The 23,276-nt window shown below is 40.3% G+C and carries 24 protein-coding genes and 2 pseudogenes; 7 read left to right on the plus strand and 19 right to left on the minus strand.

Annotated features, from left to right (window positions below; translation table 11 throughout):
* Positions 1-10: 10 nt before the first annotated feature.
* The 5 genes and pseudogenes from MN869_RS15345 to MN869_RS15365 all read left to right on the plus strand — a co-directional run bounded on the left by MN869_RS15345 (position 11) and on the right by MN869_RS15365 (position 6,101).
* Positions 11-846: pseudogene (locus MN869_RS15345) on the plus strand (AraC family transcriptional regulator).
* 93 nt (positions 847-939) lie between these two features.
* Positions 940-1,896 (plus strand): MBL fold metallo-hydrolase, encoded by a 957-nt coding sequence (locus MN869_RS15350; protein ID WP_033134667.1) that lies wholly within the window; start codon positions 940-942, stop codon positions 1,894-1,896.
* 36 nt (positions 1,897-1,932) lie between these two features.
* Positions 1,933-2,154, plus strand: a pseudogene (locus MN869_RS15355) (hypothetical protein); the annotation flags it as partial.
* 348 nt (positions 2,155-2,502) lie between these two features.
* Positions 2,503-5,235 carry a DNA gyrase subunit A gene (gyrA, locus tag MN869_RS15360; RefSeq protein ID WP_033134661.1) on the plus strand — a complete coding sequence of 911 codons (2,733 nt, stop codon included), beginning with the start codon at positions 2,503-2,505 and terminating at the stop codon, positions 5,233-5,235.
* Positions 5,236-5,549: 314 nt separating this feature from the next.
* Positions 5,550-6,101 (plus strand): hypothetical protein, encoded by a 552-nt coding sequence (locus tag MN869_RS15365; RefSeq protein ID WP_241345284.1) that lies wholly within the window; start codon positions 5,550-5,552, stop codon positions 6,099-6,101.
* Between the two features lie 31 nt (positions 6,102-6,132).
* On the opposite strand, the gene MN869_RS15370 is transcribed toward MN869_RS15365, so the two are convergent.
* The 8 genes from MN869_RS15370 to MN869_RS15405 form a co-directional block, all read right to left on the minus strand.
* Complete coding sequence (locus MN869_RS15370; RefSeq protein ID WP_033134660.1) at positions 6,133-7,776, minus strand: glycosyltransferase family 39 protein; 1,644 nt, start codon at positions 7,774-7,776, stop codon at positions 6,133-6,135.
* A 14-nt stretch (positions 7,777-7,790) separates the two neighbouring features.
* Positions 7,791-8,174 (minus strand): GtrA family protein, encoded by a 384-nt coding sequence (locus MN869_RS15375; RefSeq protein WP_005205032.1) that lies wholly within the window; start codon positions 8,172-8,174, stop codon positions 7,791-7,793.
* Positions 8,174-9,154, minus strand: a complete 981-nt coding sequence (locus MN869_RS15380; RefSeq protein ID WP_033134659.1) for a glycosyltransferase family 2 protein — start codon at positions 9,152-9,154, stop codon at positions 8,174-8,176. Before MN869_RS15380 ends, MN869_RS15375 begins: the two co-directional genes overlap by 1 nt.
* Entirely contained in the window at positions 9,151-9,945 is a 795-nt protein-coding gene (locus MN869_RS15385; RefSeq protein WP_033134658.1) for a ChbG/HpnK family deacetylase, read from the minus strand. Before MN869_RS15385 ends, MN869_RS15380 begins: the two co-directional genes overlap by 4 nt.
* A 117-nt stretch (positions 9,946-10,062) precedes the next feature.
* Complete coding sequence (locus MN869_RS15390; RefSeq protein WP_033134657.1) at positions 10,063-11,151, minus strand: ABC transporter permease; 1,089 nt, start codon at positions 11,149-11,151, stop codon at positions 10,063-10,065.
* Complete coding sequence (locus MN869_RS15395; RefSeq protein WP_033134656.1) at positions 11,148-12,278, minus strand: ABC transporter permease; 1,131 nt, start codon at positions 12,276-12,278, stop codon at positions 11,148-11,150. The genes MN869_RS15390 and MN869_RS15395 overlap by 4 nt, the downstream gene beginning before the upstream one ends.
* A 3-nt stretch (positions 12,279-12,281) precedes the next feature.
* Positions 12,282-13,445, minus strand: a complete 1,164-nt coding sequence (locus MN869_RS15400; RefSeq protein WP_033134655.1) for an efflux RND transporter periplasmic adaptor subunit — start codon at positions 13,443-13,445, stop codon at positions 12,282-12,284.
* A gap of 12 nt (positions 13,446-13,457) precedes the next feature.
* Complete coding sequence (locus MN869_RS15405; RefSeq protein ID WP_033134654.1) at positions 13,458-14,954, minus strand: TolC family protein; 1,497 nt, start codon at positions 14,952-14,954, stop codon at positions 13,458-13,460.
* Between the two features lie 349 nt (positions 14,955-15,303).
* On the opposite strand from MN869_RS15405, the gene serC reads away from it, so the two are divergent.
* A complete protein-coding gene (gene serC, locus MN869_RS15410) occupies positions 15,304-16,383 on the plus strand; it encodes a 3-phosphoserine/phosphohydroxythreonine transaminase (protein WP_033134653.1) in 1,080 nt (359 codons plus the stop codon).
* Between the two features lie 76 nt (positions 16,384-16,459).
* On the opposite strand, the gene MN869_RS15415 is transcribed toward serC, so the two are convergent.
* Entirely contained in the window at positions 16,460-16,603 is a 144-nt protein-coding gene (locus MN869_RS15415; protein WP_004654651.1) for a hypothetical protein, read from the minus strand.
* A 269-nt stretch (positions 16,604-16,872) separates the two neighbouring features.
* Between MN869_RS15415 and MN869_RS15420 the strand changes: the two genes are divergently transcribed.
* The gene (locus MN869_RS15420) at positions 16,873-18,081 is read left to right on the plus strand and encodes an integrase family protein (RefSeq protein ID WP_005205020.1); all 1,209 of its coding nucleotides are present in this window, start codon (positions 16,873-16,875) and stop codon (positions 18,079-18,081) included.
* Positions 18,082-18,086: 5 nt separating this feature from the next.
* On the opposite strand, the gene MN869_RS15425 is transcribed toward MN869_RS15420, so the two are convergent.
* The 10 genes from MN869_RS15425 to MN869_RS15470 form a co-directional block, all read right to left on the minus strand.
* Positions 18,087-18,293: a hypothetical protein gene (locus tag MN869_RS15425; protein WP_005205019.1), complete on the minus strand. Its 207-nt coding sequence runs from the start codon at positions 18,291-18,293 to the stop codon at positions 18,087-18,089.
* Between the two features lie 36 nt (positions 18,294-18,329).
* Positions 18,330-18,536, minus strand: a complete 207-nt coding sequence (locus MN869_RS15430; protein WP_005205018.1) for a hypothetical protein — start codon at positions 18,534-18,536, stop codon at positions 18,330-18,332.
* Positions 18,529-18,969 (minus strand): hypothetical protein, encoded by a 441-nt coding sequence (locus MN869_RS15435; RefSeq protein ID WP_243308550.1) that lies wholly within the window; start codon positions 18,967-18,969, stop codon positions 18,529-18,531. The genes MN869_RS15430 and MN869_RS15435 overlap by 8 nt, the downstream gene beginning before the upstream one ends.
* Positions 18,966-19,625, minus strand: coding sequence for a hypothetical protein (locus MN869_RS15440; RefSeq protein WP_243308553.1), 660 nt, complete (start codon positions 19,623-19,625; stop codon positions 18,966-18,968). The genes MN869_RS15435 and MN869_RS15440 overlap by 4 nt, the downstream gene beginning before the upstream one ends.
* Positions 19,622-20,542, minus strand: coding sequence for a hypothetical protein (locus MN869_RS15445; protein ID WP_243308554.1), 921 nt, complete (start codon positions 20,540-20,542; stop codon positions 19,622-19,624). The genes MN869_RS15440 and MN869_RS15445 overlap by 4 nt, the downstream gene beginning before the upstream one ends.
* Positions 20,543-20,873: 331 nt before the next feature.
* Positions 20,874-21,497 carry a hypothetical protein gene (locus tag MN869_RS15450; protein ID WP_243308556.1) on the minus strand — a complete coding sequence of 208 codons (624 nt, stop codon included), beginning with the start codon at positions 21,495-21,497 and terminating at the stop codon, positions 20,874-20,876.
* A 9-nt stretch (positions 21,498-21,506) separates the two neighbouring features.
* Entirely contained in the window at positions 21,507-21,779 is a 273-nt protein-coding gene (locus MN869_RS15455; RefSeq protein ID WP_171553621.1) for a hypothetical protein, read from the minus strand.
* A gap of 111 nt (positions 21,780-21,890) precedes the next feature.
* The gene (locus tag MN869_RS15460; protein WP_243308558.1) at positions 21,891-22,394 is read right to left on the minus strand and encodes a hypothetical protein; all 504 of its coding nucleotides are present in this window, start codon (positions 22,392-22,394) and stop codon (positions 21,891-21,893) included.
* 18 nt (positions 22,395-22,412) lie between these two features.
* Positions 22,413-22,820, minus strand: a complete 408-nt coding sequence (locus MN869_RS15465; protein ID WP_243308560.1) for a hypothetical protein — start codon at positions 22,818-22,820, stop codon at positions 22,413-22,415.
* On the minus strand, positions 22,817-23,276 hold a 460-nt coding region (locus MN869_RS15470; RefSeq protein WP_243308563.1), incomplete at its 5' end, for a pentapeptide repeat-containing protein. The genes MN869_RS15465 and MN869_RS15470, both read right to left, overlap by 4 nt.

The following is a 23,276-nucleotide window of genomic DNA, read 5'->3' on the forward strand; positions in this document are numbered from 1 at the left end:
TTTCATGATTATGAATATTAATTCTTCGGCTTCAATACAAGCTGATCATTTACATCGTTCACTGGTTCAACTAGCACACGCAGATATGGCGAGGGATTATTTGTGTATTCGGGCCAAGAACCAGCATGGACTGTCGAATATTAAAGTGAATCAGCTGCACATGGGGATTATTCTGCATGGGCAACAACGCTTGAATACTTATAATAAACAAATAGAGCTCAACGCAGGCGATCTTTTTATTATTAAGCCCGATACAGTAGCAGGGTGAATATCCCAGATTCAGAGACAGGCGAATATTTGACGATTCTGGTGCCAATGTGTGAAGAGGTGATTCACGCTGCACAGATGATTTGGGCCAAGCCGATTACGGATAAAACAGAATCTATCTTAAGATTTTCAATCACGGATTTTGCGGAGTCTCTGCTTGAGTGGCAAACGGCTTTGTTTCAACACGATTTGGTTAAGGCACGCTTATCTATTGCCGCGATACTGGTACAGTTATGCCAACAGCATTGTGCAGATGTACTTATTCTCCCTCAACCGAAACTGGCAACGCAAATTTACCAATGGGTTATAGAGAACCCTCAGCATCAATGGCAATCCAGTGAAATTGAAATGCGTTTAGGTTTAAGTAGCGCTACACTGCGTCGTAAACTGAGCCATGAGCAGACTTCTTTGAGAGAAATCATTACTCAGGCACGGCTTGCTTATGCATTGGAGTTGTTGTACTCAAATAAGTTGCCTATGAAAACGATTGCAGCAAAATCTGGTTATCAATCTACTGCAACATTTCGTGAACGGTTTATGCAGCGTTATGAAGTAGATCCCGCTGTTTTATCTTTGTAATAATCTAAATTGAGCGATTCACGTAGATGATTGAGCGATTTTTATCACTAAAAATAGTTAGATTTAAATTAATCAAATATCAAGGTGATGAGTGTGAAATTATTAAAGCATATCCTAATAGCGTTACTCTTTAGTACCAGCACGACATATGCTGAATCTAAACCACAGGTACAACAGGTTGATGGGTATTTTTTACAGCCTGTCGGTAATCTAAAAGTTACGGCTTTGTTTGATGGAGAGTTGGGATTACCACGCAGTGATTTGTTGGGTATTTCAACAGAGAAAGCCAATCAGCTATTCAAAGAGAATTTTGTACCTGTCGATGAACATAATCATATTGTGACCGATTTTTCTGCTTATCTCGTACAAACACCAACACAAAATATCTTAATTGATGCGGGCACGGCAAAATGTTTTGGCCCGAGCTTGGGCTATGTCCCTGAAAATTTAAAAAAGGCGGGACTACAACCTGAGCAAATTGATACCATTCTAATTACCCACGCCCATCCTGATCATCTTTGTGGAATTACGCTAGATGGAACAATGGCTTATCCAAATGCCAAAGTTTATCTGGCCAAAGAGGATGTGGACTATTGGACATCGGCTGAGAACGAAGCAAAAGCCTCTGATTTCTTTAAACCATTATTTAAAATGACATGTGATGCATTAAAACCTTATCAGCAGGCTGGACAGTTGATTGCTTTCACCAAAGATTCGTTTAAGGTTCCGAATGTTGAATTAATTACGACACATGGTCATACCGAAGGCCATTCATCTTATTTGGTCGATGGTCAGAATGGACAAAAGTTTCTGGGTTTGGGTGATGTGGTGCATTACGCTGCTGTGCAATTTCCTTATCCTGAAGCCAGTTATAAACCTGATACTAATTCTCAACATGCAATTGCGGTTCGTAAAAATATTTTCGAGCAAGCTTATCAAAATCAATGGTGGATTGGTGCTGCACATGTTGCTTTCCCTGGGATTGGTCATATCGGAAAAAATAGTAAGGGTTACCAGTGGATTCCTACACAATATCGTCCAGACAAATGAATGTTAGATTCTAATGGGGAAGAAGAAGGGAGTCTTGTTCTGTCTTTATTCTTTGCTGATAGTGTCGAGCATCACCGTTTCGTTCATACATGGTTATTCGCTGATGTAATAAGTCTGGATATTGTAGAAGAGTTATATGAAACGCCTTTTATTTTAGCCCTATTCTTTATGGCCTTTTATTTTATGCAACATGATCAAGTCGAAGTGACCGAGTCAGAAACGCTTCCAATTGAAGCTAAGTCAGGTTCTTATTCTTGAGTGATTTAATGTGGCTCAGCTCAATTTTTGAGCTTGGGCCTAATTGAAATTAGTCCATTAAATTCGTTGTTTTTATCTCATCGTTTGACGATCTTTTGCCCAAAATGGGTAAGAATCTATTTTTATCTGTCGTTCTTGCATTTGATAATTTTAAGTTGTTAATTTATATATACTTTTTATTGTAAAAAAATGCTATTTTTAGATGCGTAAACTCACAGTTAGTGAGTGCTTTGTGCTATAATTTTTCGCTGTATTTTTTATTTTTAGTTCAAGCCCTTGAGCTAAAATTTTGCAAGATTGAAGACATAAAAACAGGTACAACTCTCTACCTGTAAACAAGGAGTATGCATGAGCGTATCGGAAATCAGACCGATTGCCATTGAGGACGAACTCAAGCATTCATATCTAGATTACGCGATGAGCGTAATCGTATCTCGTGCATTGCCAGATGTTAGAGACGGTCTAAAACCTGTTCATCGTCGTGTATTATATGCGATGCACGAATTGGGCAATGATTATAACAAAGCGTACAAAAAGTCTGCTCGTGTTGTCGGTGACGTGATCGGTAAATATCACCCTCATGGTGACAGTGCAGTATACGAAACAATTGTTCGTATGGCGCAGGACTTCAGCTTGCGTTACATGTTAGTTGATGGTCAGGGTAACTTCGGTTCAGTCGATGGGGATAGCGCAGCAGCAATGCGTTATACCGAAGTTCGTATGCAAAAATTAACCCATGAAATCTTGGCTGATCTAGAAAAAGATACGGTTGATTGGGAAGATAACTACGACGGTTCTGAGCGTATTCCTCAGGTGATGCCAACGCGTATTCCAAATCTTTTGATTAATGGTACGACAGGTATTGCGGTAGGTATGGCGACCAATATGGCGCCACACAACATGACTGAAGTAGTCAATGCATGTTTGGCCTATGCCAATAACCCGAATATTTCGATTGAAGGTTTGATGGAGCACATTACGGGCCCAGATTTCCCTACAGGCGGTATTATTTACGGTAAATCAGGCATTGTAGATGCTTACCGTACGGGTAAAGGTCGTTTGCATATTCGTGGTAAGTATCACTTCGAAGAAGACCAGAAAACTGGTCGTACCACGATCGTCTTTACTGAAATTCCATATCAAGTCAACAAAGCAAAAACCATTGAGCGTATTGCTGAGTTAGTCAAAGAAAAGAAACTTGAAGGTATTTCTGAGCTACGTGACGAGTCTGATAAAGACGGTATGCGTATAGCGATTGACTTGAAGCGTGGTGAAAACGCTGAAGTAGCGGTAAATAATTTATTCTTGCATACGCAATTGCAAAACTCGTTCAGCATCAACATGGTCTGCCTAGACAATGGTCAGCCAAAGTTGATGAACCTGAAAGATATTATTGCGGCATTTATTCGTCACCGCCAAGAAGTGGTGACGCGCCGTACCATGTACGAATTGCGTAAAGCGCGTGAACGTGGTCATATCTTAGAAGGTTTAACGGTTGCATTAGCCAATATTGATGCCATTATTGAAACTATCAAAACTTCTGCCAACCCAGCTGAAGCGCGTGAGCGATTACAAGCAGGTGAGTGGTCAGGCGGTGGTGTGGTTGCATTGCTTGAAAAAGCAGGTGCGATTTCTGTTCGTCCAGATGAGATCGAAGGCGAAGACCCAGCGCGTCCATTTGGTTTGTCTGGTGATGTCTATCGTTTGTCACCTACACAAGTAGGCGCGATCTTAGAGTTGCGTCTACACCGTTTAACGGGCTTAGAACAAGACAAGTTACACGCAGAATATACTGAAATCTTAGGTCAAATTGCTGAATTAACGGCAATTCTGAATGACTTTAACTTGTTGATGAATGTGATTCGTGAAGAACTTGCGTTGATCTTGCAGCAATATGGTGATGGTCGTCGTACCGAAATTGTAGAGTCTGGTGTTGATTTCTGCCGTGAAGACTTGATTCCTGAAGAGCAAGTTGTATTGACTGTGTCTCAAACAGGTTATGCAAAAACTCAACCACTTTCTGATTATCAAGCGCAACGTCGTGGTGGTCGCGGTAAGTCTGCAACAGCAATGAAAGATGATGACATCATCCAGCATTTAATTGTTGCCTCGAACCATGCAACAGTACTGTGCTTTACCAATGTAGGTAAAGTCTATCGTTTACGCGTATTTGAAGTACCTCAGGCGTCTCGTGGTGCAAAAGGTCGTCCAATTATTAATTTGCTTCCATTGGATGCGAATGAAACTGTGACCGCAATTTTACCTTTGACTGAATTCCCTCAGAATCACTATGTCTTCATGGCAACTGCATCAGGTACAGTCAAACGTGTTGAACTTGAACAATTTAGCAATGTTCGTTCAAATGGTTTACGAGCAATTGAGTTAAATGAAGAAGATACCTTGATTGGCGTTGCGATTACCGATGGTAATCAGCAGATCATGTTGTTCTCGAATGAAGGTAAGGCAATTCGTTTTGCTGAAACTGATGTTCGTGCCATGGGGCGTACTGCCAAAGGTGTCCGTGGTATGCGTGTGAGCTTTGCAAGCAATACCATCGGAACAGAAGATACCGACATTGAAAATGATGACAGCGATGATAATGATGATTCATCAGATTCGAATGTTGTTAGCCGTATTGTTTCCTTGGTTGTTGTACCTGAAACTGGCGAAGTGCTGTGTGCATGCGCGAACGGTTATGGTAAGCGTACACCTGTCGATGACTTCCCAACCAAGAAACGTGGTGGTAAGGGTGTAATTGCGATCAAGACCAGTGAACGTAACGGTGAGCTTATTGGTGCGGTATCGATTGATGAAGCCAAAGAATTGATGTTGATTTCTGATGGCGGTACATTGGTACGTACCCGTGCTGCGGAAGTTGCAACTACAGGCCGTAATGCACAAGGCGTTCGTTTGATTCGTTTAAGTGATACTGAGACATTGGTTGGTGTTGTATCTATTGAAGCTGTAGAAGATGATGAAGAGTTATTAGATTCGACAGAAGAACTAGAAAACACTGAGGCAGAAGTAATCACTTCTGAAGAAGTCGTTGTTGAACCGAAAGATGATACGCCAGAAGCGTAAGCAATAATTTTTAAAAAAACCCAAAGTTATCTTTGGGTTTTTTTATGTTTATTACGAAATTGACTTTGTTTTTTGTATATTTGTCAATCTAATATTCTCAATTTGAATGTATAAGATATATTGATAAAAATAAAAGGGAATATAAAGTGCAAAAAAACTATGCACCAATCTATCCCCATGATCCGATTGTTGAAATTTTTGAAAATATTTACTTACTAAGAGGCAGTATTCAGCTTGGATTTGGTCTCTCCATGAATCGTAATATGATTATTATCAAATAAAACAATGAACTGACTCTAATTAATGCAGTTCGGATGTCTGAAGTAGAATTAGAAAAATTGGAAGCTTTAGGGGCGGTTAAACATGTCATTCGCTTAGGTGACTTTCATGGCTTAGATGATCAGTTTTATATTGATCGCTATCAGGTAACATTTTGGAGTCAATCACACCATGAGAACTACCCAGATTTATTTCCGACAAAGGCCATTCAATCAGATGCCATTCCACCAATTAAAAATGCTGATTTTTTTATTTTTGAACAGGCAACTTGCCCTGAAGCTATTTTATATATAGAGGATAAAAAGCTGTTAATCACGACAGATAGTATTCAATACTGGAGTGATTGGAAATATTTTAGTTTTCTAAGCAAAATTATTATTTACCTCATGGGATTCCGATTGGGCTTATTTATTGGTGGGCCTTGGTTGAAAAGAGTTACACCAAAATCTGCTAGCTTAAAAAATGATTTTGATCGACTACTACAATTGGATTTTCAGCATTTAGTTGCAACACATGGCACAGTTTTAGAAAACTCAGCTAAAGAAAAGTTAGTAAACATCGTCAAAAAGCAATTTGGCAATCGATGATAAAAAGGAAGCTTATCAGCTTCCTTTTTTATTAATTTTGATTGATTAGAAATACATCATAGTTGCGGTAATGTAGAACTTTGACGTTTGGATGATCTGGTTTGTAACCTCCAGGGTTACTCACAACAACTACGGGCTGGTTCTGTTTTAACATGTCTTGGAGCTGCTGCTTATTCCATAAATATTGTTTACGCTCAGGTTCAAATAGTAAGCCATCTTTAAGTTCTAAAGATGAGTTATCTGTTTTCACACTATCCCAATCATTGACAATATAAACTGGTTTTTTTAAGTCTAATAAAAAAGGCAGGTCGTAGAAGTAATTGTAATAAAAGACCACATCTGATTTGGGATTCATCGATTTTGCAAAATCGACTTGGTCAGCATTGTTCTTGGTATCGAGAGCGCGTACTGCTGCTGAAATAGAGGTACAAAACAGGATTAAGCTTAAGAAAATTGCGGTTAAATAATCTATTTTCTTCAGTTTAAATAACAGCATTAAGCTGAAAGGGACAATGCATAGAATTGCACCAATGCTATAGATTTGAATAGTATGACTGGCATAAAAAGCATGATTATTCTTTATGAAATGTGGCGCTAAAATGATCCCAAGCCCTAAAATAAAGATAAAGGTAGCAGGACCCCAGATTTGAAGTTTGCTTTTAGCAAAATTATCTAGTATAGGGCGTACTGTGACAGCTAGTAAAATGGCTAAAGGTGGTACAGCTGGGAGAATATAACCAGCTAATTTTGAAGGGGGGATGGAAAAGAAAATACTCACCGATATAAACCACCAAAGGCAGAGGGCGAGCAAAGAAGAAGAAAGTGATGTTTGAAAAATACGTTTTGAGAATCTAAAACGACTCACAAAGAACCACGGCAAAAAGCTCACAAACAGAATGAGATAATAAAAAAACCAAGGTTGTTTATTATTAAATTCATTCGAACTAAAACGACTAAATTGTTGATCAATGAAAAAATAATGCAAAAACTGTGGATATTTTAATTGAACCAGATAAACCCAAGGGGCTGTTAAGGCGAGGAAAAAGAGAATCCCGAAAGGGTTGAGCAGGGTTGGAATTTTTTTCGATTGTCGCGTGTAAAGTAGCCAAGGCAATAGTACCAGTCCTGGGATCAAGACACCGATGAGTCCTTTGCTGAGGAAGCCTGCTGCCGCTGCGAAATAGCCTAAAAATAGAACGGTTTTTTTGCCTGAAAGGCTAAAGTCAACAAAACTCAGAATACAAACGGTCATCCATGAAGCGACTAATAGATCATGGTTGATATATTCACTACTGCCATAGAACAATAAGCTGGTTGCCAGAATAATGATGGTCAGTTGTGCTATTTGTTCTGAAACGTACTTTTTTAAAAAAATAAAAAGACTGATCAGCATCATACAGCCAGCTAAGGTGGGAATAAGCCGTAGTACCCAAGCGTGAAGGCCAAATATCTCCATAAATGCTGTAGAGAGCCAATGCAATAAAGGTGGCTTGTGCATAAAAGGTAAGCCATTAATCCGTGGAATCAGCCAGTCTCCTGATTCAAGCATGGCGCGACTAATATCCCCATATCGTCCTTCATCAGGCACAGAAAGTGGACGAATCCATGAGCTAATCAATAACCAAACGGGTAAAAAGACAAGTAAAAATTTAGACGATCGCAGCCATTGTTGCATATATCGAATCCCTATTATTGAAATGCAAAATAACGGTTGAGTAAAAAAGTAAAAATTGAGGTAATGCCAATACTAAAAATAACCAGCATGGAAATCGGGATATCAAGGTAATGGTGACTGACTAATAAAACAGATTCATTCAACATGAACCCCAGCCCAGCCACGACGATAAACTTCTTCAGTGTTTCTCTGTGCTGCAGATGTGTGGCTTGAAAAGTAAAAATACGATGACCAAAGTAACTGACCCAGAAAGCCATGAGAAAGGCGAGGAGGTTTGCATATTTTAGTGAGACTTGGTATTGAGGTTGAATCAGCAATATCACAAGAAAGTAGTGTGTAAGTGCTGCAATTAAGCCAACAATACCAAAACGAAAAAACTGTAGGACATGAGTTTGCATTAGAGAGAAACTACATTGTTTTGCTTGTCATGAACCAATGGTTTAGCGTGGTTATGTGAATACTCAGCAGCAACAATATATTTTGGTCGGTTTTTAACTTCCGCATAAATACGCCCAATATATTCACCTAAAATCCCAATACAGAGCAGTTGGATACCACCTAAGAGCGTCATTCCAGCGGCTAACGTGGCCCAACCAGGGATACGGATACCTTCAATCATCGTTTCAATAATGATCCAGATACCGTAACTCATTGCAAAGAGTGCAAGCAGTGCACCGAGATAAATACATAAGCGTAGTGGTAAATCGGAAAAGCCTGTCAACCCTGACATTGCCAGTTGAAACAGGGCCTTAAAATTAAAACTGGATTGGCCAAATTGACGCTGTTGTTCAGTAAAGTGAATCCCAATACTCTTAAAACCAACCCATGCATATAGCCCTTTCATATAACGATTCTTTTCAGGAAGTTTTCTTACTGCCTCAACGACTTTTGCATCTAATAGGCGAAAATCACCCGCATTTTCAGGGATGTCGACCGAAGAACTTAAATTCAAAATGTGGTAATAGCCTTGGGTAAAGATTTTTTTGAGCCATGATTCTGTGCTTCGATCCCGAATGCCATACACCATGTCATAGCCATCTTTCCAGAGTTGAATCATAGTCGGAATTGCATTTAGCGGATGCTGAAAATCGGCATCGATCAATAAGGTCGCATCGCCTGTAACGTAGTCCAGACCTGCACTTAAGGCTGCTTCTTTGCCAAAATTCCGTGATAGAGTAAGGATGCGCAATGGATAGTCATCGAGCATTTGCTGTAAGACCGCGATACTATTATCTTTACTCCCATCGTCAATAATGATGATTTCATAGCGTAAATTTTGTTGTTCTAACTGCTGCGCCAAAGCTGGGATAAACTTTTTAAGGTTTTCTGCTTCGTTGTAGGCAGGGACTACGCAAGAAAGAAATGGACTGTTTATCATAATAATGTATCCATTGAGGTCAGCGAAATTTGATAGATTTGACAATCATCACGAAATTGAGATGAGCTGAGGTATTGGAATTCTCGAACGCGTGCTTGAGCAATGGGATCCTGCTGGTCAACTGCTTGAGTGGCTGGATGACACATGATTAATAAATTATCTTGCGCGCGCATTAACCACTGTTGATTAAGTTGAGCGTAGTTTTTCTGCTCAAAATCATATATGCCTGCAAAATATTGATTTTGATGGATGTTTTTTTGCCTGCATTGACTTGCTAAGGTTGCTGCACCCAGTGCAGAAAGCAAACGTGTTTTGATGGTGTAATTGGAAATAGTCAGTGGATGTTGTAGGTTTCTGACCCACCCTTGAAAATTCTGCTGTTGCAAGAAGTCCATCAACACATCTCGAATAACCGGAAATTGGTGGATATGCTGATGACCATCAATAAAATCGGGTTGTTTTCCCATTTCAGAAAGAAAACTATTCCATTGTTGTTCAAGACTTTGCTGAATAATTTTAGTATCTAAATGACGTGTCCATGCTTTCAACATCAGCATGGGAAGGGGAAAGGCGATGGTCTGTGGTTGAAAGGCGTGAGTAAAATTAAGGTGTAAACCGACTTCAACATGAGTCGTTAATGTTTTGAGTTGTTGTGCTGCAATTGGCCAATGCTCGGATTGGGTCATACATGAAGTTGCATGTAAGACGCCTTTTTTAATCAGCAATAGAATGGCCTCTGAAATTTCAGGGTTCATTGCAAAATCATCAGCGCAATAGCAGATTTTAGCCATATCCATGCCTCAATTCAGATGGATTAAAAGGTAAGACTAAATTCGGCTTACCTTTTAATGTCTACGATTGAAGCAATATGCCAAGAGATCCTTAATATCAACTTAAAGTGAAAAGCACTATTTTTTAACTAGACGATAATAAGAAATTGCCAATAATATTGCAGCGACTGTCGTAAGATAAATCAGTTTTGGCACCACGATTGAGGTGGGCACACCCATCTGATTGAGTTGTACAAAGAGTTGAACCCCATGGGTTGAAGGCAGTGTCCATGCAAAGTATTGCATCCAATGTGGCATGGCTTCATGTGGCCATGCGGTACCTGTCAGCAAAAACAAGGGTACAGAAGTCACAACAATTAAATGACCAACCCGTTCTGGCATATCAACCAGTGAACCGACCAACATACCCAAACCAATCACACAGCTGACATAGATCGGCACGGCAAGCAGCATGCCCCAGAAATTGCCACCATGTGGATATTCATATAACCAGAAGGTAAAGCCAAATAAATACAGGCAGCCTAAACAACCTGTGGTAAAGATCGCTGCAAAAGTGGCCCAGAACTCTACAGGTTTCGCCACCCAGCCTTGTTCACGGTAACTGGCAATCAGCATCGCCAGACCAAGTAGAATAGTCTGATGAATAATTAAACTGGCCACAGCAGGGAAGATATAACTGCCATAACCCGACATGGTATTAAACAAAGGAATCTGATGGATGGAGAGTTCTGGTTCAAACGCAGAGGCACTGCCAAACTTTTCGAGATGCTCTTTCAGGGTATATTCTATCGAGCCAGCTAAACCGACACCTACTTCTTTGGTTCGAATGAAATAAGCCGTGCTCAAGTACAGGCCAATACCGCCCATTTCACCGCGTTTTAAGCTATTGGTCAGGTTTTCTGGTAATAACAAAATACCTTCAGCTTGCTGGTTTTTCACCATGCGCTGTGCTTCAAGAAAGTTATCTGTCACGGTGATGATTTTGATGTGAGGACTATTAGACGCTTGGCTAATGATTTTTGAGGTCAAAATGCTCTGTTCTTCATCCACAATCACAATTGGAATATCTTCAGCGGTTTGTGCTTTATAGGCAGTTGGATAGAAAAAACTATAGAGCAGGATTGCGGCAATGAGCGTGGTAAACACCGAGCTATTGGCAAAAATGTTTTTGAAGGTCTGTAGGTAATAATTGAAAAATGCTTTCATGAGCATAGCTCCTGAGTATTTTTCTTTAACAGACGCACGCTTAGTGCAAAGAATAACCCTGCAAAGATCAACAATATCCCAAATGGAACCAATGAAACATACAGATCACTGCCAATAATCCATTGTTCGGTCTGCAATTTAGCGTAAGGCGTGTAAGGAATAATCATCGACCAAAATTGAGTAAATGCGGGTGCATTATTTAAGGGCAGGGTAATCCCTGAAAAGCTTGGCGATGATCCACCGTAGAGTGCGATAAAACCAAAGGTTTTAGGTAAATTCTGTGTTGCCAAAACCACAGTACTGCTAATCACGGCATAAGCAAAATACAGCAAAAACTGTGCAACAAGGATCAGTGTAAGTGAACCTGCGATAAAGTAACCACGAATATGTGCGAGCCAGAACATCCAGCACCAAGTCCAGGCGCAGAAGATAAAGACATAGAGCAGGATTTTACCTAGTAGACTTGAGATAATTTGTTTTGAGTTCACCCATTCACCGACAGTCTTGCGTTTAAATTCCTGCCCGATAGCAAAAGCCACGCAACAGCATAGTAATAAATGTAAGACTGCTGGCACCATAAAAGGTTCCAGAAACAGTTCATAACTCATGCTTGGGTTATATAGAGTTGAGATCTTGATATGCGGTGTTGGCATGTCTAAATAGGGAATAGTATTGGCTAAATAGCTTTGCCCCATATAATCTGCCATCCCATTCAAGGTGCTGATCAACATGGCTGAAGAAATGGTATTACCGATACTAAAAAAAGACTGGTTATAGGCGATACTGATCTGCGCATCTTGGGCTTTGACCAGACGTTGCTCAGCCCCCTCAGGGATCATCACGAATCCCCAAGCTTCGGTTTTATTGATCAGTCGTTCGGCTTCATCTTGGCTAGCGGTAATCGTTTTAACTTTCAAGGTATGATTGATGCTAAGTGCATGAATCACTTTACGACTCATTTCACTTTGATCTTGATCAATCACCACAATGGGTAAATGTTCGGCTTTACCCGCGGAAAACATGCTGCCAAATAATAGAATCACCAGCAAAGGGGCAATCACCGCCATAAACAAATCAACTTTATGGCGTTTTAAATAGCGCAATTCCCGCAGCATCACTGCAAACATCGCTTATTTTGCCTCTTCAATTTTAAACAACACGCTCATACCGACTTTTAAATCTGGAATATTTTGCTCAGGGACTAAATGAAACTTAAAACTGCGAATATCATAACCGCCTGTTTGGCGTGTGGTTTTGATGGTCGCAAAGTCACCTTCTGCATCGATATTTTTGACTTTAAAAGTGGCTTTTTTGTTGAGGGCGGGTATAAAGCCTTCTAAAGTTTTGGTTTTATAGACTGAGCTATACATGTCTTCGCGGACATTTAAGCTGACCCACAAATCATGATCTTCGATAATACTGACCACAGGTACCGCAGTTGCCACCAATTCTGTTGGCTTACCATAAGTCTTAGACACAGTTCCATCTGTTGGTGAATACAGTTTGGTTTCTTCAGTCAGAGCATTGGCTTCTTTCACTGCCGCCTGTGCCATCGCAACTTGCGCATCGGCAGTTGATTTTTGCTGTTCAGTACTGCCACGTTTGGCTCGTGCATATTGTTGATAAGCTGCCTCGGCTGTTTCACGTGCAGAGGTTTGTGCTGCAAGCATTTCATCACGGCGTTGACGTGAAATTACACCTTGTTGAAATAAAGTTTCACCACGTTTGTAGGTTGTTGCTGCTAACTCCGCTTGAGTTTTCATTGCTTGCCAATTGGCATATAGCGTCTCGATATTCTCTTGCTGCGCACCACGATATACCGTTGAATGAAAAGCAGTCGCGCTTTGTAATGCCGCTTGAGCCTGTTCCTTTTTCGCTTCTAATTCTGGGCTGACAAAACGAACCAGTGCTTGACCTTTTTTAACAGCTTGACCTTCAGACACATAAAACTCTTCAATACGACTCGGGACTTTGGTGCTGATATGTACCGTTTCCGACTCAACCCGACCTTGCAATTCAATCGCTTGTGGCTGATATGCTTTCCATAAACCAAATGCAATCAGACCTAACAGCAGAATTAAAATAATTAAGCCGATGATTTTTGCCTTGCCTTTTTTGGCTGGCTCGGTGGGTGGTTGTTGTATATTTGAGTTTGAGGTCTCAGGTCTCGGCTGTTCTACTTTTTCTGTAGAGGTCACTTGTGCTTGAGATGGTTCAGACGCTTGAGTCTCAGTCTTATTTTCCACTTGATCTGTATCGCGTTCTGAATTGGATGATGATTGATTCTGGCTCATAAATTTCTCCAATTAACGGATATAGTCTGTACGTGGTTGATTAACATAAAGCTTGAACTCATCAATCGAACCATAGCTTTGTAATAAGGTGGCTAAAGATAAGATGTATTTATATGAATTTATCGCCATCTCACTTCTTAATGCACTGAAGGCATTTTGTGCATCAATCACTTGAGTCGCCGTGCCCATACCTTCTTTAAATGAAAGCTGTTGGATACGTAAGTTTTCTTGAGCAGCTTTGGTGTTTTGGGTTAATAGTTGATGGCTAGTCTGAGACGCGTTTAATTCGCTATACGATTTGTACAGCACGTTTTCGACTTCTTGCTTGGTGCGTTCGGTCATGAGCTCAGCAGCGTATTTTTTCAGTTCGGCAGCACGGATATTTTTATTGTTATCAATGCCCGAGAATAGATTGTATTTGGCCATCACACCGACAATCCAATTCTCTTTATTGTCCAACCCATATTCACCAAAGGCAAACAGGCTTGGTTTTTTCGCAGATTGTTGTACTTTGATATTTTCATTGGCAAGCTGGGTGTCCATTTGCAGCTTTTTAATCAAACTGGAGTTTTGATCGTAATTTGCCAGCAGTTTATCCAAAGAATGATTTTGTGCATTATTTACAAATAGTGGGGTGGTGAGGTTTAGGCCTTCTTTAGTCTGTAATAGATTTTTTAGGCTAAACTGGCTCGCTTGCAGATTCGACTGCGCATTTTGATAGGTGCGTTCGGCATTATTGCGCGCCACTTCAAATTGCATGCGCTGGCCTTTATTAATAAAACCTTGTTTCTCTAATTTAAGTGCATTGTTATAGTGTTCTTGCATGGCATTTAAATTAAACAGGCTAGCGTTGAGTAACTGTTGTTGTAATTGCACATTAAAATAGGATTGAATCATCTCAAAGCGTTGTGAATCTTGTTGTTGTTTTTCGCTGATATTTGAGCGTTGTGCTTGAATGGTGGCAATCTGTTTGGCACTGTTAATTTTACCGCCAGTATAGAGTGGCATCACCATTGAAATTGAAGTGCGTACATCATGGTCTTTGACTGTAACATCCAGATTATTGGGTACCTTATTTAAGCCTTCATTGACCGTCTGATCAAAACCTTGGCTGACTTGATCAATCACTTCTGGTGGAAGCACATTACCCCATTGTGATAATTTGTCGTCAAATCCACGAGTGAGTGAGTTTTCGAGTCGACGTTTACTCGATTCTAAGGGCACACTGGTTTCGCTATGAAATGAATAGGCGCGAGCATTTAAATCAATACGGGGTAGACCGAGGTGTTTGACAGCTTCCATTTCAAGTTGGGAGGCTTGTTGTAGGGCCTGCTGGGCTTGTGTTGAATAGGCATTTTCCACAACATATTGTTCAGCTTCGCTATAACTCAATGTTTGTGCAAATAGGGCCGTAGGCAATAGGGCACAGCTGATTAAGCCTATACTGAAGCTTAACATTTTAGGAAAGCGCTGGACCTTAAAACTCGGTCGATCATGTCGTTTCAACATTTGGTTATGTCGCAATTTAATAATATCCTGAGTAAGTCTAAATTCTTTTTATAAAATTAAAATAATATGTTTTTAATTAAATAGTTATATCGACACTTTTGGTGTAGTGAAATTGTAAAAAGTAGAGTTTTTAATCTAAATAAATCTCCGAAAAAACATGAAAATGTGCTGTTTAAATCCACTGTTGAGACTTGGCCTAAAATATCATTTATGACCGCAACAGGATTGAAAAATTAATATTATTTTCTCGGTTAAATTGAAATATTTAGGTGATAAGCTGCTGCAAGCTTCGCCAATCTATGGTTAAATTCCCATTCCAATTTGTTCCACTTTAACAAGGGAAAAACTCATGCGTGCTTATAATTTCTGCGCTGGTCCTGCTGCATTACCTACTGCCGTTTTAGAAAAAGCTCAACAAGAATTGTTGAATTGGCAGGGCAAAGGCCTGTCGATCATGGAAATGAGTCATCGTAGCAATGACTATGTTGCTGTGGCAGAGAAGGCTGAAGCTGATTTACGTAAGCTCATGAACATTCCTGAAAATTATAAAGTCTTGTTTTTACAAGGTGGTGCGTCGCTGCAGTTTTCAGCGATCCCACTGAATTTATTGGGTAAAAACAACAAGGCTGATTATATCCATACGGGTATTTGGTCTGAAAAAGCGCTCAAAGAAGCCAAGCGTTATGGCGATATTAATATCGTTGAAGCAGGGACTTTAATTGATGGTAAACATGCAATTACTGAACAAAGTACTTGGAACCTTTCAAATGATGCTGCTTATGTACATTATGCGGATAATGAGACTATTGGTGGTTTGCAATTCGCGGCTATTCCAGATGTAAACGCACCGTTGGTTTGTGATTATTCATCTAGCATTTTGTCTGCGCCATTGGATGTCAGCAAGTTTGGTCTGATCTATGCGGGTGCGCAAAAGAATATTGGTCCAGCAGGCTTAACTATCGTCATTATTCGTGATGACTTGTTAGATCAAGCAAAACCTGAGATTCCAAGCATCTTAAAATATGCCGATCAAGCCAAGAATGGTTCAATGGTGAATACTCCTGCGACTTATGCGTGGTATTTATCTGGTCTCGTGTTTGAGTGGTTGCTTGAGCAGGGTGGGGTAGATGCGATCTATAAAGTGAATCAGGAGAAAGCAAAACTGCTTTATGGTTATATTGATTCAAGCGATTTCTATAACAACCCAATCGCGATCGCAAATCGTTCAATGATGAACGTACCATTTACTTTAGCTGACGAAGCACTTGAAAAGACCTTCTTGCAAGAAGCTGAACAACATCACTTATTGAACTTGGCAGGCCACCGTTCAGTGGGTGGTATGCGTGCAAGTATTTACAATGCTGTACCTTTAGAAGGCGTCCAAGCATTGGTGAACTTTATGGATGAGTTTGCGAAACGTCATGGTTAAGCCATAAGGTGTTGCTAAAATAAAAGCCCTCAACATTGAGGGCTTTTATTTGCAAATAGGGTAGTGGTCAAAAAGTTTAAAAAAAGCCAATTCGATGAAACATGAGTGCTGCTAAAAACATACCAAGTAAAAAAAAGCAAAAAGCACCAACATCAAGTTTAAGACCTTGATCACTCGAATGAATCAGACTGGTGGTCGTTTGTTCTGGTATAATTTTCATTAGAACGCCTAAAATGCCATTTATGTGATTTTTTGTCACTTATGTGCAGTTTTAGCATAAATATTAGTATGAATAAAGATCAATTTAACTTTATTACATACCATTTCACAAAAAACATATAAACTTCAATTCTCAGCTTGTTTCACCATTACCAACCATTTCATAATACAACACTCTATTTCATGTCATTTGTGTACATATTCGTGTACATAATGGCTTATTACGATTTTTAAATCGATTGTGTGTACATATTATTTTTAGAGTTTGAAATGGCATTATCTGAAGCTTGGCTAAAAGCAAATAATGGTAAAGAGCGAGAAGCGGTTGAAGTAGTTGCCGACCGTGACTCTATGAGTGTAAGAATATCACCGAAAGGTAAGATTGTCTTCCAGTTGAGGTACAGATTCAATAATAAACAAGAAAGGGTTGATCTTGGTACCTACCCACACATAAGCCTCAAAGATGCACGCTTGGAAGCTACACGGCTTCGTGGCCTGTTAGATCAGAATAAAAATCCAAAGTTGGAATTGCTGGTAGAGAAAGAAAAGAATATAAACCCTGTCACATTCAAAGAAGTTTTTTTAATGTGGTATGAATCATATTGCTCTAAAAATAAAAAAGAACATGAAAGCATTAAGCGCATGTTTGAGAATCATCTATTTAATAAGTTGGGTAATCACCCTATAGATCGAATTGACATAAGTGATTGGCTTGGGATTTTTGAAGAGTTAGCAGGGCGTATACCGGGAACAGCAAAAAACCTTTTATCAAATACCAAACAAATGCTGAAATGGGCCGCTAAACGCAAATATATTCAAACCAATATTCTTGCTGACGTTTACCCTAAAGCCGATCTTAATATTACATCAATACCAACAAAGCGCGTTTTAACTGACGATGAAATTGTGGTTTTCTATGAATGCTTAAAATGGTCGAGATTGACTACTAAAAATAAAATCTTTCTAGAATTATGCCTGATCTTTGCGTGTCGTAATGGCGAACTTAGAAGGGCGGAAAAGAAACACTTTGATCTAAAGCGTAAGATTTGGAAAGTACCTCCATCTAACCACAAAACTGGATACAAGAATGATAAAACGCTGATACGTCCTATTTTGCCGTATATGGAAGATTTGATTAGAGAGGCTATGGAGTTAAGCGAGGGTAAGTATTTATTCAGCAATGGTAAAAATATTGACGAGTATCTAACCGATCCAGCATCTACCGCATTGCCAAATAGTGTGATCGGCTGGGTGAAGCGATTCAAAAAAGAAACGATGGAGCATTGGTCATTACATGATCTACGCAGAACAGCACGTACAAACTTTAGTGCATTTTCAAAAAATAGGGATATTCACGAGATTATGATTGGGCATGTACTCCCCAATAACCAAGAGGTATATGACTTGTATGGGTATGTTTTGGAACAGGCAGAAGTCTATGAAAAATGGATTGAAAAATTAGAAAGGTTAAAAGGGTAAAGCGGTCATGCGACCGCCTTTTTACCAATACAGTGTTTCTCCCAATTCCGAACATCAGATAAGAGGTAGCGTTTAGGCGCACCACCAACAGAGGGAAATGCTGGCGCAGGGAATGGCATTCCCCATTGTGTGTTTTTCTCCCAGCGCCATAAGCTTACTTTTGTGATTCCGAACATCTCGCATACTTGATCGGAAGTAATATATTTAGCCATTCGTTGCGTCCTCCGCATCCGCTTTTGCTTCTTTCTTCATTTAACATGCCCTCCAAGATCCAGATAATTTATGCTCCAGTCGTTGGCCCACTCTGAAATCATGTTTTCTTTTTCATCGCTGCTTAAAGCATTCCACTCATCTTCGTCTATGTAATCAGATAGTTTGAAACTATCTTCTTGTGAAGCATTTACAACACCTATGGACATATGAAAATGGATTCGTAGTTCATTAAAATTACTCATTTCCGCCCCTTGCTGCTTCTACCATTGCATGCATACTCGTTGCTGAAGGATCTATCCCAAGCTCTTTGAGCAACTCAACAGCTTTGGTTGAACCAACTCCTAAACCTACTACATGTGCCCAGTTAAGTTGATCTTTACGTTTCTTGGCATTAACAATGGCACGTTTATAAAGATCTTTATATTGAGCCATTTCGTTGTATTCATCTTCTGGCACCACCACGCAGCCTTCAAGCTTTTTGGCTTCAAAAACCCTACCTGCCATCCAAGCTTTAAAGCACTGCTCGCGCTCTGAGATCTGATCAAGGTGAAATGGCTTATATATGCGTTCATAAAGACTTCTGGCTTCTTCGACTGTTTCCGTTACAGCACAATTCAATTTCCAGTCCAAAAAATGCCAGTCATTAAATTCTTGTCTTAAGCTTTCAATATTCATGCTGCTACCTTCGCTTTAATACGCTCTTGATATAGTTTTGAGTAATACTCTTGAGCATGTGGAATTTTGTCTTTGATCTTCTGAATCATTGATTCATCTCGCTCATAACGAACAGTTGTAAGGCGTTCACGCAAATCAATCTGCTCGACAAGATCAATCAATTGCTCTCGATCATCCCAGTCGTTCGTAAGTTCGATAGGGCAAGGGAATAGCCAGAAATCAACTTCAGCAACTTCACAATCGTAAAGCCACATATAGCCTTGCATCTGCCAGTCATAGCCTGCTTTCTTAGCCTTCTCCTGAGCTTCATCTTGGAAAAATGGATGAGTTCCAATGTCCCAACAGCATTTTGTGTCGATGATTAGCTTTCGATCTAAATCAAGAACGTCACATTCACCTGTAATCAAGTCGTTATTCACTCGACCGCTATGCTTTGTAAGCTTGCGAAATCGAACCTTTCCAGATAGATCAATCGCAATATCTTCAAGAGCATTGCCTTTAGCTGTGTATTGGTTGCCCTTGAAAGACTTGAACGTGGTCAAGTCCTCTTTAACAATCGAACGAATTTCAGTTTTAGCAGTGTCACTGAGAATGACACCTTTGGTTTTAGGCTCGCCCATTAGCTTGTGAAGGCTTGAGCATCTGAATAGTTTCATAATGCATTCACCTCAGATTTTTGAGCATCAGTTAGCGCATAGCCTTCCAAAACATAGTCCTTAGAGATGGCATCAACTTTGAGTTGCTCTATAAGCTTAACAAAATCTTCATTTGAAACAGTTGGTTTTTGCTTTTCAGCAACTACATCAATTTTGATTTCAAACCAATCAGAAGGCTGACTCATACCATCTTTAATACTGGTTCCAATTTTGATAAGTGAAACAACTTGAGCAGGGGAAATCGCCTCAATTCGACATTGAATACGCTTTTCTACTGCTTCTTTAGATACACCATGTTTTTCAAAAGACTTGAGAAGCTTTTGAACGCCTTCTGGTGAAGTGTCAGCCGATGCTTGAATTGTTTGTTCACATTGAGCAACAGCAGCATCGATAACATCACCCGGTATCACACCAAGTATGCAAGCGCGTAATCGACGTGCACCATTGTTCGCTACTAACTCATAAATATCGCGCGGATCTGTTAGCTTATAGCCACCTTGCTTTGTGTGCCTCCAATGCTTAACTTGGAAAACTTTGGTTTGACGCGTATTTGTCTCTACATCCCAAGCAAATGCTTCAACTGTTGATTCTCCATTTTCAGCAGATAATTCGCGAATACCGAACTGAATATTTCCCCAGTTTTGAGCAAGCGCCTCTGCTAAACGAATTGATGGCCCAACAATTGATGTCCCACCTTTTGCATATGAATAAACAGAAGATTGAGCAAGGCTAGGGCGTTGACATGCATTCATGATGCGGTCATACGCTTCATTCATATTACGTGGAAACTGTTTAGCAATAACTAAAGCAGCCTGAACTTCTGCAATCGCACGTTGACTATCAGATTGAACAGTCGACATTGCTTGTGATTGAGGTGCAGCAACTGCAAATGGATTTGTTTTCACTGGCGCATTCATAACCTTCTCCTAAGCTGCTAAAACTTTGACTAATGCTTTTGTGTAAGATTCACTGCAAGACCAAACACGTTGATTAACTCCGCATTTGCAGTGCCATGTGTAGCCGCCCTGAGATAGAAAACGGCTGTTAGTTGTTGATCCGCAAGCCTTGCAAACATGAGTTTCTGACTTGATTAAGCTTTCTAAGTTCACTTGAGCGTTCATTGTTGTGGCTCCCTTGGTACTGTGTACACATGCTGCCTTAATACAATGACCCTGTATAAATCTGAACCAAGTACTGCGATTGCAATCAGTACGCATAAAAAAAATAAAAAAGCTGCTTTAGATTTCCTCATCCCTTAATCCCCCTCAGCGCTGCAACAACTTGCTGGATTTCTTTTTCGGTGCGCCATGCGCCAATAGTGAAAGGCGTATCATTAGGATCAAGTTCCATCAATCCATACCCATCAGGGAAACCATCATTGAGATAGTAGACTTGGCCTTTCATCTGCTCTTCATCACTTAATGGAACAGGAATCTCTATTTCAAGCTTTATAGTGCGGGGTTTAACTCGATAAAATCCGCATGGCTGGTCAAACTGTAAAAGCCTGTCGTTATTAACAATGTCTTTCCATTCTTTCTTGTCAAAACTAATCTGAACATTTTCACCATTTGCCCATGCCAGTTTTGCATTAGCCCCACTAATCAGGCATTGTTCATTTTTGCTTTGAGCAACAAGATCTCGAAGCTGAGGGTGGGTGAGTTCAGGAACATCTTTATGGCGCCCCCATGCTTCAACACGATCCCATTCAATATGATAAGGAGGTGCATAAGCTATGAAATGCCCACAATTTTGTATCTCTCTTGGGACCCAGTCCTTAGTGTGTTTTTGGTACCCAACAAGCACCAAATCATCTAAAACTTTCAATTTTTCAGAATCTTCTAAATCATTCACTTTGATTTTGTAGTTTTTCATCTCAATCACCTATTCAATTCCAAGACCAAGATAAATGGCGCTCAGATCTTCAATAACTTGCTCAAAGTTGCTTGCATGATCATCTGTATTCCAACTTCCATCGATGTGAATACTTGCTCGATATAATGTGTTTTTACTGTCGACATCCCAGTTTTTATAAACTTCAATTTCTAGAAGGTTGCAGTGGGCTTGGAAGTTACAGAAGGCATCAATTTTCTTTTCCACCTTCAACTCAACACACTTCTTCATGATTAGAGCTGTTAAATGAGCTTTAGTTTTCATCTCAAACTCCCATCACAGCAGGGCAGATATGCGCATACAGAACATAAAGGAATGCGATAAACACCATAAAGAACACAACCATTAAGGCTTTGATTGATTTTTGTTGGTCGATCATGCTGTTTTCTCCTTCAAGTCTGCACTGAAGTCACCTTGTTCAGGCTTTCCAAATACAACCGCCTTGGCAATTGTTTCCATGAATTTTGAGGTTGCTTTGATAGCCCAATAACAAGAGCTTCTATTTCTTAATGCTCGGATTCCAATACTGTGCAACTCAGTTCCAAGATGTTTTGCAACCTCTTGATCAGCTTTGTACCCATCCCATAGATCACCTTTGAATGTATATAGGCGAGCAGCTTGTACTTTAGGGAACATACAAGAAGGCTCTTTGATTCGGAGCTGTATCTCACGACCTGCAAAGCCTTCATTTGTTCCAGGTGCATGCTGATAAACATGTACAAGTTCACCGCAGCGAGAAAAGATTGCGCAACCAACACGTTCATATAGGTCAAACTTATGCTCGTCCACAGTCACACCAAGGGTTCCATGAGGGATTAGAGAACCACTAAACATTCCAGTTTGACCAAGGTTATTAATTTCAATTGAATAAATTTTCATTCTTCTTCTCCGAAGCCCTTAAGCGGGCTTTCTCAATTCTTGTTCGATTACTTGGACGATCTCTTGAACGCTTTTAGTGCTTAAGTAGTAGTTCTCTACTTCACCATCTTCGTCATAGATGCGTGGTTCTTTAATCTCTTTAACTTCAACCTCATTCCAGCTATAACCAACGCTATTTCTGTGGGTAGAGACGTTAGCGACATACTCAAACTCAACAACGTATTGCTCGTTTAGAGTCTCTACAGCCGCTTTGCTTGTCCTAACGTTGATTGATTCGAGTTTGAAAGGGGCAGTTACTTCAATCTGCTCAACTAATGGAGCAACTTCTTGTTCTTTCGCAGGGCTAAACGCATAAGCTGCTGTTAGCATTCCCATCACTCCAAGTGCAATGCACATTGGTTTGACTACGTTCGTTTTTATGTTCATGTTGTAGACTCCTCTACTGGGTGAACATAGCTATCGCACATGTTTAGGAGCATTGTTTTGTGTTGGTTCCAGAAATCGAGTGCATTACTATCCATGCTCGAAATAAGTTCATCGTTGAATTCTTTCCATGCTTCAATACTGTGCTCTTGGCAACCGATTATCATTTTCCCAGTACCACTGATCACAACATCCCAGCAAAGGCCATAAACAACCAATGGAGCGGCCTTGGCATCGTAAAGGTTGGCACCGCGAAGGTTGGCACCGCGAAGGTTGGCACCGCGAAGGTTGGCACCGCGAAGGTTGGCACCGCGAAGGTCGGCATCGCGAAGGTCGGCATCGTAAAGGTCGGCACCGCGAAGGTTGGCATCGTAAAGGTTGGCACCGCGAAGGTTGGCACCGCGAAGGTTGGCACCGCGAAGGTCGGCATCGCGAAGGTCGGCATCGTAAAGGTCGGCA

This window comes from Acinetobacter sp. NIPH1876 (genome assembly GCF_022808535.1).
Classification (GTDB): domain Bacteria; phylum Pseudomonadota; class Gammaproteobacteria; order Pseudomonadales; family Moraxellaceae; genus Acinetobacter; species Acinetobacter higginsii.

Excerpts from the sequence above, each read along its gene's own strand:
- MN869_RS15455 (WP_171553621.1), bottom strand. The coding sequence starts at position 21,779 with ATGAAAACTAAAGCTCATTTAACAGCTCTAATCATGAAGAAGTGTGTT.
- MN869_RS15380 (WP_033134659.1), bottom strand. The coding sequence starts at position 9,154 with ATGATAAACAGTCCATTTCTTTCTTGCGTAGTCCCTGCCTACAACGAA.
- MN869_RS15445 (WP_243308554.1), bottom strand. The coding sequence starts at position 20,542 with ATGAATGCGCCAGTGAAAACAAATCCATTTGCAGTTGCTGCACCTCAA.
- MN869_RS15365 (WP_241345284.1), top strand. The coding sequence starts at position 5,550 with ATGTCTGAAGTAGAATTAGAAAAATTGGAAGCTTTAGGGGCGGTTAAA.
- MN869_RS15465 (WP_243308560.1), bottom strand. The coding sequence starts at position 22,820 with ATGAACATAAAAACGAACGTAGTCAAACCAATGTGCATTGCACTTGGA.
- MN869_RS15460 (WP_243308558.1), bottom strand. The coding sequence starts at position 22,394 with ATGAAAATTTATTCAATTGAAATTAATAACCTTGGTCAAACTGGAATG.
- MN869_RS15375 (WP_005205032.1), bottom strand. The coding sequence starts at position 8,174 with ATGCAAACTCATGTCCTACAGTTTTTTCGTTTTGGTATTGTTGGCTTA.
- MN869_RS15400 (WP_033134655.1), bottom strand. The coding sequence starts at position 13,445 with ATGAGCCAGAATCAATCATCATCCAATTCAGAACGCGATACAGATCAA.
- MN869_RS15440 (WP_243308553.1), bottom strand. The coding sequence starts at position 19,625 with ATGAAACTATTCAGATGCTCAAGCCTTCACAAGCTAATGGGCGAGCCT.
- MN869_RS15425 (WP_005205019.1), bottom strand. The coding sequence starts at position 18,293 with ATGGCTAAATATATTACTTCCGATCAAGTATGCGAGATGTTCGGAATC.
- MN869_RS15405 (WP_033134654.1), bottom strand. The coding sequence starts at position 14,954 with ATGTTGAAACGACATGATCGACCGAGTTTTAAGGTCCAGCGCTTTCCT.
- MN869_RS15430 (WP_005205018.1), bottom strand. The coding sequence starts at position 18,536 with ATGAGTAATTTTAATGAACTACGAATCCATTTTCATATGTCCATAGGT.
- MN869_RS15435 (WP_243308550.1), bottom strand. The coding sequence starts at position 18,969 with ATGAATATTGAAAGCTTAAGACAAGAATTTAATGACTGGCATTTTTTG.
- MN869_RS15450 (WP_243308556.1), bottom strand. The coding sequence starts at position 21,497 with ATGAAAAACTACAAAATCAAAGTGAATGATTTAGAAGATTCTGAAAAA.
- gyrA (WP_033134661.1), top strand. The coding sequence starts at position 2,503 with ATGAGCGTATCGGAAATCAGACCGATTGCCATTGAGGACGAACTCAAG.
- serC (WP_033134653.1), top strand. The coding sequence starts at position 15,304 with ATGCGTGCTTATAATTTCTGCGCTGGTCCTGCTGCATTACCTACTGCC.
- MN869_RS15395 (WP_033134656.1), bottom strand. The coding sequence starts at position 12,278 with ATGTTTGCAGTGATGCTGCGGGAATTGCGCTATTTAAAACGCCATAAA.
- MN869_RS15415 (WP_004654651.1), bottom strand. The coding sequence starts at position 16,603 with ATGAAAATTATACCAGAACAAACGACCACCAGTCTGATTCATTCGAGT.
- MN869_RS15420 (WP_005205020.1), top strand. The coding sequence starts at position 16,873 with ATGGCATTATCTGAAGCTTGGCTAAAAGCAAATAATGGTAAAGAGCGA.
- MN869_RS15390 (WP_033134657.1), bottom strand. The coding sequence starts at position 11,151 with ATGAAAGCATTTTTCAATTATTACCTACAGACCTTCAAAAACATTTTT.
- MN869_RS15370 (WP_033134660.1), bottom strand. The coding sequence starts at position 7,776 with ATGCAACAATGGCTGCGATCGTCTAAATTTTTACTTGTCTTTTTACCC.
- MN869_RS15385 (WP_033134658.1), bottom strand. The coding sequence starts at position 9,945 with ATGGCTAAAATCTGCTATTGCGCTGATGATTTTGCAATGAACCCTGAA.